The 9,906-nt window shown below is 49.6% G+C and carries 11 protein-coding genes; all 11 read right to left on the reverse strand.

Going from position 1 to position 9,906, the window contains the following annotated elements; genetic code table 11:
* Positions 1-97: 97 nt before the first annotated feature.
* The gene (locus OXG10_08975) at positions 98-412 is read right to left on the reverse strand and encodes a non-heme iron oxygenase ferredoxin subunit (protein MCY3827485.1); all 315 of its coding nucleotides are present in this window, start codon (positions 410-412) and stop codon (positions 98-100) included.
* Positions 413-416: 4 nt separating this feature from the next.
* Positions 417-1,763 carry a Fe-S cluster assembly protein SufD gene (sufD, locus tag OXG10_08980; protein ID MCY3827486.1) on the reverse strand — a complete coding sequence of 449 codons (1,347 nt, stop codon included), beginning with the start codon at positions 1,761-1,763 and terminating at the stop codon, positions 417-419.
* 32 nt (positions 1,764-1,795) lie between these two features.
* The gene (gene sufC / locus OXG10_08985; protein MCY3827487.1) at positions 1,796-2,530 is read right to left on the reverse strand and encodes a Fe-S cluster assembly ATPase SufC; all 735 of its coding nucleotides are present in this window, start codon (positions 2,528-2,530) and stop codon (positions 1,796-1,798) included.
* A 50-nt stretch (positions 2,531-2,580) separates the two neighbouring features.
* Positions 2,581-4,017, reverse strand: coding sequence for a Fe-S cluster assembly protein SufB (gene sufB / locus OXG10_08990; GenBank protein MCY3827488.1), 1,437 nt, complete (start codon positions 4,015-4,017; stop codon positions 2,581-2,583).
* 18 nt (positions 4,018-4,035) lie between these two features.
* Entirely contained in the window at positions 4,036-4,455 is a 420-nt protein-coding gene (locus OXG10_08995; protein MCY3827489.1) for an Rrf2 family transcriptional regulator, read from the reverse strand.
* A 184-nt stretch (positions 4,456-4,639) separates the two neighbouring features.
* Positions 4,640-5,170 carry a cytochrome c gene (locus OXG10_09000; protein ID MCY3827490.1) on the reverse strand — a complete coding sequence of 177 codons (531 nt, stop codon included), beginning with the start codon at positions 5,168-5,170 and terminating at the stop codon, positions 4,640-4,642.
* A 285-nt stretch (positions 5,171-5,455) separates the two neighbouring features.
* On the reverse strand, positions 5,456-7,441 hold the full coding sequence (nuoL, locus tag OXG10_09005; protein ID MCY3827491.1) for an NADH-quinone oxidoreductase subunit L: 1,986 nt from the start codon (positions 7,439-7,441) through the stop codon (positions 5,456-5,458).
* 23 nt (positions 7,442-7,464) lie between these two features.
* Positions 7,465-7,770 (reverse strand): NADH-quinone oxidoreductase subunit NuoK, encoded by a 306-nt coding sequence (nuoK, locus tag OXG10_09010; GenBank protein MCY3827492.1) that lies wholly within the window; start codon positions 7,768-7,770, stop codon positions 7,465-7,467.
* Between the two features lies 1 nt (position 7,771).
* The gene (locus OXG10_09015; GenBank protein ID MCY3827493.1) at positions 7,772-8,281 is read right to left on the reverse strand and encodes an NADH-quinone oxidoreductase subunit J; all 510 of its coding nucleotides are present in this window, start codon (positions 8,279-8,281) and stop codon (positions 7,772-7,774) included.
* A 73-nt stretch (positions 8,282-8,354) separates the two neighbouring features.
* A complete protein-coding gene (locus OXG10_09020) occupies positions 8,355-9,023 on the reverse strand; it encodes an endonuclease III (GenBank protein ID MCY3827494.1) in 669 nt (222 codons plus the stop codon).
* A gap of 19 nt (positions 9,024-9,042) precedes the next feature.
* Positions 9,043-9,792 (reverse strand): hypothetical protein, encoded by a 750-nt coding sequence (locus tag OXG10_09025; protein ID MCY3827495.1) that lies wholly within the window; start codon positions 9,790-9,792, stop codon positions 9,043-9,045.
* Between the last annotated feature and the right edge of the window lie 114 nt (positions 9,793-9,906).

Genomic DNA, 9,906 nt, shown 5'->3' on the forward strand with positions numbered 1-9,906 from the left:
TGACTATCGGGATGGAAGTGCAGGTCTGCTTCGATGACATTACCGATGAGGTTACTCTGCCCAAATTCAAACCAGCTGGTTAAAAAAGCGGGGACGGTCAGTCATCGAGTTTTACAAGTATGTCGTCCCCGTCAATCTTTACCGGGTAGATCTCTAGGGGTTCGACCGCCGGAAGGCAAAGTACCTCTCCGGTTCTGACGTTGAACTCAGCCCCATGATAACAGCAGGTGATGCGTTCTCCGTCAAGGTCGCCGTCTGAAAGAGTAAAGCACTGGTGGGTGCATTCATCCCGAAAGGCGTAGAAATTCCCCTCTACGCTGCATATGGCAATCGCATCTCCATCGATGAAAAAAGATTCCACTTCTCCTTCAGGTATGTCTGAAACCTTTGCTACTTTCTTATAGTCGGACACGAACCTACCTCCCTTTGGCGTTTTCGAGCCTTTGTTCAAACCATTTCATGACCACGCTCTCAAGGGCTTCTCTCACGGAGTCAATTGACATATGCTCTAGGGTCTCGCCAGTAAAGGCCTGGAGCATTATGATTTTTGCCTGCCTTGCTGAGATCCCCCTTGAACGTAGGTAAAAAAGGGCTTCTTCATCCATCTGCCCGATCGTAGCGCCATGGGTGCACTTTACGTCGTCGTTGTATATTTCAAGCTGAGGCTTCGTGTCTATCTGGGCCGTGTCGGAGAGAAGAAGGTTCCTGTTGGTCTGCTTCGCGTCTGTCTTCTCGGCGCCTTCGTGAACCAGTATCCTTCCGTGAAAAACCCCCTTTGAGCGACCATCAAGTACGCCGTTATAGAACTGGCGGCTGTCGCAATGAGGACTCGCGTGCTCAACCCGCATGAAGTTATCCATGTGCTGGCGTCCCTCGGATATGAAAAGGCCGTAAATGTCGGAGTTGCATCCTTCTCCGGCCAAAACGGGATGAACATTGTTCCTCACTACGGCCCCCCCGCAGAGAACCGAGTGAGAAGCGATGTTGCTGTTTTTCTGCTGATTTACCCTAAGTGTGGAGAAATTAAACGCCTTCTGGCTTTCAAACTCAAGTCTGTAGTGCTCAAGATTCGCGTTTTCTCCGCAGACAACTTCCGTGACCACGTTTGAGAAATAGACGCTCTGGGATGCCGACACGTAATGTTCTATTACCTTGGCGACCGAACTTTGCCCGACTATGATGAGATTTCTCGGATTTATGAACAAAGGACGGCCTTCATCTGTCGATACGTGAAGAACGTGTACGGGTTGTTCGAAGACGGTTCCGTCGGGAACGTAAACAAACACTCCGTCTTCAAAATAGGATGTGTTAAGGGAAATAAATGCGTCTTTTTCATAATCTGCGTATCTCGCCAAGTGGTCCTTCACAAGATCGCCTTGCTCAGAAATCGCCTCCGACAGGCTTTTTACCAGTATTCCTTTCCCAGCATCTACAGTGTCTGAAAGGGAAGGAGCGAAACGACCGTTTACAAATACAAGCCTCGGGCAATCAAGCCCGGGAAACCCGTAGGAATCCACGGATTTTTTAGAAACCCCGGAGATTCCATTCTCGGCAATTGAAAAAGAACCTCTCCGAAGTGCCTCAAGATTGGTGAATCTCCACTCTTCGTCAGAAAGCGTCGGAAATCCAAGTTCAGCGAATCCTGAAATCGCCTCACGGCGAAGGGTGTTTACCCACTCGGGGGCATTTTTTTGCTCGCTATCGAGAAACTCAGAGAGTCTCTCGACGTAACTTTCGCGCGTACCGTCAAAAACAATAGCCATAGTATTATGCTCCTTGCAGGCTGCCCGAGGCCTTAAAACCCGGCGTAACCTTTTTCCTCAAGTTCGTGGGCAAGTTCCTTTCCTCCCGATCTTACGATTTTTCCATCAACCATCACGTGGACAAAATCGGGAACTATATAGTTAAGAAGCCGCTGGTAATGGGTTATCACTATAAAGGAACGTCCAGAGTCCCTCATCGAATTCACCCCGTTTGCCACTATCTTGAGCGCATCTATGTCAAGACCGGAATCCGTCTCGTCAAGCACCGCCAGCGTCGGTTCGAGTATCTGCATCTGGAATATCTCGTTCCTTTTCTTCTCTCCGCCCGAGAACCCGGCGTTCACGGACCTTTTAAGAAGATCCTCGTCAATACCGAGCGCTTTCATTTTCTCTCTGGCAAGCTTGCCGAACTCAACGTGCTTAAGCGGTTTTTCATCCCGGTACTCCCTTTTTGCATTAAGAGCCTCGCGAAGAAGATAAGTGTTCGCAACCCCCGGAATCTCTACGGGGTACTGGAAAGCCAGAAATATCCCTTCGCACGCCCTTTCCTCGGGCTCAAGATCGAGAAGATCCTTGCCCTGAAAAGTTACTTCCCCCTCGGTAACTTCGTAAGCTTCCTTACCTGCGAGAACCTGAGCAAGGGTGCTCTTTCCCGAACCGTTCGGACCCATTATGGAGTGGACTTCCCCGGGCGCCACAGTAATGTTCATTCCTTTCAGTATTTCCTTGTCATCTACCTGCACATGCAGGTTTTTCACCTCGAGCATGTTTCGCTCCTCCTAAAAATCTTTTTTTCAGAATTACGGCGGAACCCTTATTAACCCACGCTTCCCTCAAGACTTACGCTCAACAGTTTTTCAGCTTCAACCGCGAACTCAAACGGCAACTCCTTGAAAACTTCCTTGCAGAAGCCGTTCACTATGAGCGAAACCGCGTCTTCGGCGGAAAGCCCTCTCTGGCGACAGTAAAACATCTGGTCCTCGCCTATTTTAGAGGTAGAAGCCTCGTGCTCCATGTGGGCCGTGGAGTTTCTGACCTCTATATATGGAAAAGTATGTGCTCCGCAGCGGTCCCCTATAAGCATCGAGTCGCACTGCGTGTAATTTCTCGCCTTCTCGGCATTTTTACCAATTTCAACAAGTCCCCTGTATATGTTCTGTCCCTCGCCCGCGGAAATGCCCTTGGAAATAATCGTGCTGCTGGTGTTTTTTCCCACGTGAACCATCTTGGTTCCGGTGTCGGCCTGCTGGCGCCTGTTTGTAAGGGCAACGGAGTAAAACTCCCCGACCGAATTATCCCCTTCAAGAACGCAGCTCGGGTACTTCCAGGTAATAGCGGAACCGGTTTCAACCTGCGTCCAGGAAATCCTTGAACTCCTGCCGACGCATCTTCCCCGCTTGGTTACGAAATTGTATATTCCGCCCTTGCCCTGCTTGTCTCCCGGGTACCAGTTCTGTATCGTCGAATACTTTATGGTGGCGTCATCGTGGGCTATGAGTTCAACCACCGCGGCGTGGAGCTGGTTCTCGTCTCTCTGCGGGGCCGTACAGCCCTCGAGATAACTTACGTAGCTGCCCTCCTCGGCGATTATAAGAGTTCTTTCGAACTGTCCGGTGTTCTCGGCGTTTATACGGAAATAAGTAGAGAGCTCCATTGGGCATCTTACTCCCTTGGGAATATAGACGAAGGAACCGTCCGTAAAGACCGCGGAATTCAAAGCCGCATAGAAATTATCCCCGCGTGGCACGACCGAACCCAGATACTTGCGCACAAGATCGGGATATTCCTCCACCGCCTCGGATATGGAGCAGAAAATAACCCCTTCTTCGGCGAGCTTTTCCTTGAAAGTGGTAAAGACGGAAACGCTGTCGAAAACCGCGTCGACGGCAACGCCTGCCAGCATCTTCTGCTCCTCAAGCGGAATACCGAGCTTGTCGTAGGTCTCCTTTATCTCCGGATCTATCTCGTCAAGGCTCTTCGGCCTGGGATTGCTTTTCGGCGCGGCGTAATAACTTATGTCGTTAAAATCTATTTCCGGATACCTTAGAAAAGCCCATCTAGGCTCTTTCATCTTCTTCCAGCGCTCATAAGCTCCGAGGCGCCATTCGAGAAGCCACTCAGGTTCATTCTTCTTGGAGGAGATCATCCTGATTATATCCTCGTTAAGCCCCTTGGGGGCAATCTCCTGCTCGACGTCGGTTACGAATCCGTACTTGTATTCCTCCTGCGCGAGTTTTTCAAGATCAACGCTCATTAAGAAAATATCCTCCTGCTAATGACTTTTGCCGCCCCGAGTTTCATTCACCATATCCGCAATAGTAGTATCTTCAAGAATCCTTATCATGGAAAATTTGAGCTTATCCCAGAGAGGAAGCTGCCCGCAGTTCTCATAAAGGGCGCACGGACCGTCATCGTCCATGCAGTCCACTATCCTTATCTCTCCCTCTATGGCTTCGTAGACCTCTCTCAGGCTGAGTTCATGCGGGGACTTGCGGAGCATGTATCCGCCCTCGGGCCCCACTTTCGACCTGAGTATTCCGCGATTAACCAGCCTTCTCATTACTTTAGCTAAATAATTTTGCGGAATGTGCTGGGTTTCGGATATCTGCTTCATGCTGAACTTAAACCCCGGGTTGCCCCCCATATGGATAAGGCATCTGACGGCGTAATCAAGTGTTCTGCTTACCTGCATAACGTTATTCTATACTTTATATATCCATAAAATAGCTGTCTAGATGGTAATCTTTACCATTATTCAGATAAAGTCAACCGGAGCCAGAAAGAAACTCTTTCCAAGTGACTTCAAGTCTCCTCAATATATTCCTCTGTTGCAGTCAAGGGGCAAAAAAATAGGTCGCTCGCTCAAGCTGCCACCGTTAGCGGTGCGTATCCAAATACTTATCCCTGAGCTTTCTATATTCCGCTTCGGATAAACTTCTCGACCTGTCAAGAAATATGGCGACCGCCCAGATCGTCTCGTCTTCGTGCGTGGGTCCGTAAGCGGGCATTCCCGTCATCTTAACCCCGTTCTTGGTGACCCAGAAGATATCCTTAAGAGAGTATTCATTGAATTCTTCGCTAGGAAATTTGGGAGGTTCGGGAAAAAGACCTTTGCCGGTCGGTAAAGGCTCGACTCCGGGCGCTCCATGGCACTGAACGCACATGTGCTCATATTCCCTAAAACCCTTCACATAAATGTTCTTGTCATTGATGTCGTAGGGAATCTTGAGATTCGCAGAGTTTCTTTGTATCGATCTTTCGGTAACGCTGTGGAAGGCCATGCTTACAACGGCCGGATGCGGCTTTGTAGCCGAGACATCGTAACGTCCGAGAACAAAATAAAGTCCGGAGCCTATTATCAAAACTGCTATCAGTAATTTTTTTCTTCTAAATACTTTTTCAATCATCGCTTACGCCTCTATAGGCAAATCCGCCCGAATTCGCCTGCTCCGGTTCGTAGCTACCCGGATGAACAATCAGGCTTTATGAAAACAGGACCATCCATAAATGAGCAAAACAGGCAGCTTTTTCAAGGTAAGGCAGGCAGGATTTACCCGGATATTCTGGACAATCAATATCCACATTAGGAGTCGTTTGTCAAGCGGGCCAGAAAAAATATTTTGCCCCAAACAATATCCTTATTCCGGGAAAAAAATCCTGAATTGGGATCGGAGTGGAAAAAAGTTCGTCTGTCAGGAAGCTGTGGAACCGTAAATGAAAAGAATCACTACTATTACAACGACTCCGCCTACCATGGCCGCTACGTAATACCTGAGCAGGCCTGTCTGCAGCGCGCTCAGGCGTCCTGATAAGTTCCTCACAAAATCGCTCAGCCCATCAAGCGAGCGGTCTATAAAGGAAAGGTCAAAGTCAGAGCAAAGTCCCGAAATATAGTTAAACGGAGAGACAAAAACCGCCTCGTAGATTTCATCGACGTACCACTTGTTAAAGGACCCGCTTTTAAGCGCGGCAGCCGTTTTGCCCCCCGCCAGGGCAGTTTCTCCACGCCTGCGGTAGTAGATCAAAACACCGGCCGCTATTCCCACAAACGCTGCCAGCACCGAAAACCCTACAAGGGTCCAGTGGCCAAAATAGTGAGAGTAGGCATGTTCCGCACCATAGTGTACTACCACTGAAGAAGAGAGGAACTTCTTAATAAAATCTGTGTAATGAAAACCCACGACCTCGCCCATGAATTCCGGCACGCCAAGAAGACCTCCAAAAACGGAGAGAACCGCGAGAATCACGAGAGGTACGGTCATCACGGCCGGGGATTCGTGGACGCGGCTTTTCGTCTTGTAGTCTATCCTTGCTGTCCCCTCGAAGGTAAGCACGTAGAGTCTCGTCATGTAGAAAGCGGTAAGTACGGCCGTAAGGAGCCCCGCGGCCCAGAAAAACGTATGGCCGCCGTTATAAAGCGAAGCCAGGATTTCATCCTTGCTGAAAAACCCAGAGAGAAGAGGAAAGCCAGAAATGGCAAGCGTCGCCACCAGAAAAGTGACAGCCGTTACGGGAATCATCCCGCGAAGCCCCCCCATCTTCCTTATGTCCTGCTCTCCGGCCATGGCATGTATAACGCTTCCCGCCCCGAGGAATAGAAGCGCCTTGAAAAAGGCATGGGTAACCAGATGAAATATCGAAAACACATAGGCCCCCACCCCCGCAGCCATCAGCATGTAGCCCAGCTGACTTACGGTCGAGTATGCAAGCACCTTCTTTATGTCGTTCTGGGTGATCGCTATCGTGGCGGCGAAAAACGCTGTGAACGTAGCCACGATCAAAACGATGTTCAAAGCCACTGGACTCAGGTCAAAAAGCGGCGAGCAACGGCTTAACATGTAAACCCCGGCGGTAACCATTGTTGCGGCATGAATAAGGGCGCTCACCGCGGTTGGACCCGCCATCGCGTCCGGAAGCCACACGTGAAGCGGGAACTGGGCCGATTTCCCGACAGCACCGACAAACAGAAGAAGCGCCATCGCGGTTATAAGCGACTGCGAAAGCCCGGAAACAAAAACCGGGTCGGCAAGCTGGGAGAAAACATCCTGGTAGTTAAGAGATCCGAACACGGTAAAAATGAGGAAGATGCCGAGGATAAACCCGAAATCCCCTATCCTGTTCACCACAAAAGCCTTTCTTCCCGCATAAACCCTAAACGAGTCTTCATACCAGAACCCTATAAGCAGATAGGATGCAAGGCCCACTCCCTCCCATCCGATAAACATCATGGGGAAGTTGTTTCCCAGAACCAGAACAAGCATGAAGAAAACGAAAATGTTCAGGTAAGTGAAATAGCGCGCGTAGCATCGGTCGTGGTGCATGTAGCCAATCGAATAGACATGTATAAGAAATCCCACCCACGTCACTACAAGGGCCATTACGGCGGAGAGGGAATCAAAGAGAAACTCGAAGCTGACGTTAAGGGTGCCCGAGAGCATCCAGGTGAAAAGTTCGGTTGTAATCGGCTCGGCTCCCGCAGGGCTCTGCGAGAGAAGATCGAGGAAAAGACGCGTGGACAAAAGAGCGGAGACCAAGACGGCCGCACACGCCACTGTCCCGACGACCCTGTCACTTGTGTGTCTTCCAGTCCTAGTGAGCTTTGCGCAGAGTCCAGTAGCGAAGAAAAGCCCGTTGAAGATCGCCCCCGCAAGCGGCGCAAGAACTATGAGAGCAAGCACTCAGGTAAACCTCCGAGAATAAATTAACCCTTAAGCAGTTTCAGCAGATCGATATCAAGACTCTCTTTCTGCCTGTAGATCGAAACGACAAACGCAAGGCCGACCGCAACCTCGGCCGCCGCCACCGTTACTGACATCAGAACGAACACATGTCCCGTGGCGCCCTCGTAGAGCCTTGAGAAAACGACGAAAAGCAGGTTGCAGGAGTTAAGCATGAGCTCAAGGCACATAAGCACGATCAGTATGTTTTTTCTGGTAATTATCCCGTAAACCCCGATCGCGAAGAGCACGCAGGCCAAGACTACGTAGTGAGTGACCGCAATTTCCATCTTACGATTCCCTACCCTTGGCTATGACCAGAACGCCCACCATGGCTACGACCACAAGAACCGAGGTAAGCTCAAAGGCGAGCAGATAGTCACTAAAAAGAGATCTTCCCACATCGGCCACGGTACCGAAATTCTCAGGGTCCCCAAGCTTCGGAAAAGCAACCGGAGAAGACGAGAAAAGCTTTGAGGCAAAAAATCCGACAACAACGATAAAGAGGAAAAGAAACGTCATCCTCTTCGGTATGTTCATACTGTCAAACCTGAGCTCGCTGTCCCGTATGTTGAGGAACATGACGGTAAAGAGAAAGAGGACCATTATAGCCCCCGCGTATATCAGTATCTGTATCGCCGCGATGAAATGGGCGTGGAGAAGAACGAAAAGCACGGCGGTTGAGAAAAGGGTAAGAACGAGCGAAACAGCGCTTGAAACGGGGTTTTTATGGCTCACGACCATAATGGCCCCGAGGACGGCAAGCGTGGAAAAAATATAAAAAAGGACAGTATGAGACAACGGTTTTTCCGGAAAAAGATTTGGCAATCAATTATAGTTACAATGCGGGCAGAGTCAAACCGGTCGAGGGATTCTACCTGCTTCTGGAAACTCCCCTCTTCTGACAGTAGGCACTCACGGGGCAACGGCTGCAAAGAGGAGATAAGGGCCTGCAGATATGCTGCCCGAGGGCGACCAGGAGAGAGTTATACTCTATCCAGTACCTGCGGGGCAGTTTTTCCCGAAGAGCCATTTCGGTTTCATAAGGATTTTTGGTATCTACGTAACCCCACCTGTTTGAAATCCTGTGCACGTGAATATCAACGCAGATAGCGGGTTTTCCGTACCCGAGAGAAAGAACCAGATTGGCGGTTTTTCTCCCGACCCCGCGGAATTCTAAAAGCTCGTCAATACTGTCCGGAACCCGACCGTCATATTCGTCTATCAGCTTTTCACATATCCCGATGATGTTCTGTGCTTTTACCCTGTAGAAACCGACGGGATATATGAGATCTCTTACCCTTTTTTCCCCCAGTTCCAGAACCGCCTGCGGAGTTCGGGCTTCGCGGAAAAGCCTCGCGGAGGCTTCGGCCGTGGTTTCGTCTTTGGTTCTCAGGCTGAGTACGGTGGAAACAAGGACTCTGAAAGGATTTTTTGAGGAAACGGCCGTAAGCGTAACCACGGGAACGTTCCATCCGGCGGCATCCTTTCTAAGCACTCCCAGCACCTCTCCGATGTTCTTACTCTCGAGTTTTTCGGTCATCTCAGTTAGAGGCGGGTCTTTACTGAATTCGGGAGTCTTCAGTGCCGCCGGCACACTTACCTGCTATATCCTCCCATTTCTGGAAAAACACCTTAAGCGCGAGCTCGGCCTCGCCGAAATTCGACAGTGATATAAGTTCCAAGATTCTCGCAACTTCCGGTACGCTGTTTTCATTTTTCAGCGTGTAGGGATGTATGTAATTGCAGATATCACCGTAATTAAGCACCAGATAGCTCTGGAAATCGAACTGGACAAGCCATTTTCTAAGGTCTTCCAGACTTCGGTCAAGATTGCGCAGAAAAAGCTTAAGAGGATTAGCAGAGTCTTCGGACATCGTCTTTTCGATCTTTTCCCGCGAGGAGGCCAGTCTCCTTTTTGACTGCTCAAGAGTTGAGTTGTAGTGAATAGAGTTAAAGCCCCAGTGGGTATAAAAATTTCTCCTCCCTTCTTCGGAGAAAAGAAGAAACCACTCAAACGGAACAACGTTTTCAGACGAAAAACAATTAAGGGAATCAGAAGTGGGCGCAACGAAATAGTTGCCAGCTTCATCCTTCATGAAAAGACAGTCGGGCAAATCTTCGTGGGGCAGGTCAAGATGGTCTGAGAGCGCCTGGCGAAACGCGCTGTACTCATTGCCGAACCATATTCCGAAAGGAGAGGTAGGACCACCCCAGTAACGCTCATAAAACTTAAGGTACTTGCTCCAGTATTCAGATTTTTCCCTGAAAGAATCAAGAGGCTCATACACTATAAGGGTACTGGAAGGCATCGCTTTATATTAGAAAACATGTTTACGGAAAAATCAATTCAGGCAAAAAAAAGAGGAGAGATAACCGTTAAGGTCTCCCTCCTCTTTCTTACTCATCAAGAACCGAGTGTCTTC

Source organism: Candidatus Dadabacteria bacterium (assembly GCA_026706695.1).
Lineage (GTDB): Bacteria > Desulfobacterota_D > UBA1144 > Nemesobacterales > Nemesobacteraceae > Nemesobacter.

What these genes read in the sequence shown, in the direction of transcription:
- sufD (MCY3827486.1), bottom strand. Translation starts at nt 1,763, where the DNA reads ATGGCTATTGTTTTTGACGGTACGCGCGAAAGTTACGTCGAGAGACTC.
- sufC (MCY3827487.1), bottom strand. Translation starts at nt 2,530, where the DNA reads ATGCTCGAGGTGAAAAACCTGCATGTGCAGGTAGATGACAAGGAAATA.
- sufB (MCY3827488.1), bottom strand. Translation starts at nt 4,017, where the DNA reads ATGAGCGTTGATCTTGAAAAACTCGCGCAGGAGGAATACAAGTACGGA.
- OXG10_08995 (MCY3827489.1), bottom strand. Translation starts at nt 4,455, where the DNA reads ATGCAGGTAAGCAGAACACTTGATTACGCCGTCAGATGCCTTATCCAT.
- OXG10_09000 (MCY3827490.1), bottom strand. Translation starts at nt 5,170, where the DNA reads ATGATTGAAAAAGTATTTAGAAGAAAAAAATTACTGATAGCAGTTTTG.
- nuoK (MCY3827492.1), bottom strand. Translation starts at nt 7,770, where the DNA reads ATGGAAATTGCGGTCACTCACTACGTAGTCTTGGCCTGCGTGCTCTTC.
- OXG10_09020 (MCY3827494.1), bottom strand. Translation starts at nt 9,023, where the DNA reads ATGACCGAAAAACTCGAGAGTAAGAACATCGGAGAGGTGCTGGGAGTG.
- OXG10_09025 (MCY3827495.1), bottom strand. Translation starts at nt 9,792, where the DNA reads ATGCCTTCCAGTACCCTTATAGTGTATGAGCCTCTTGATTCTTTCAGG.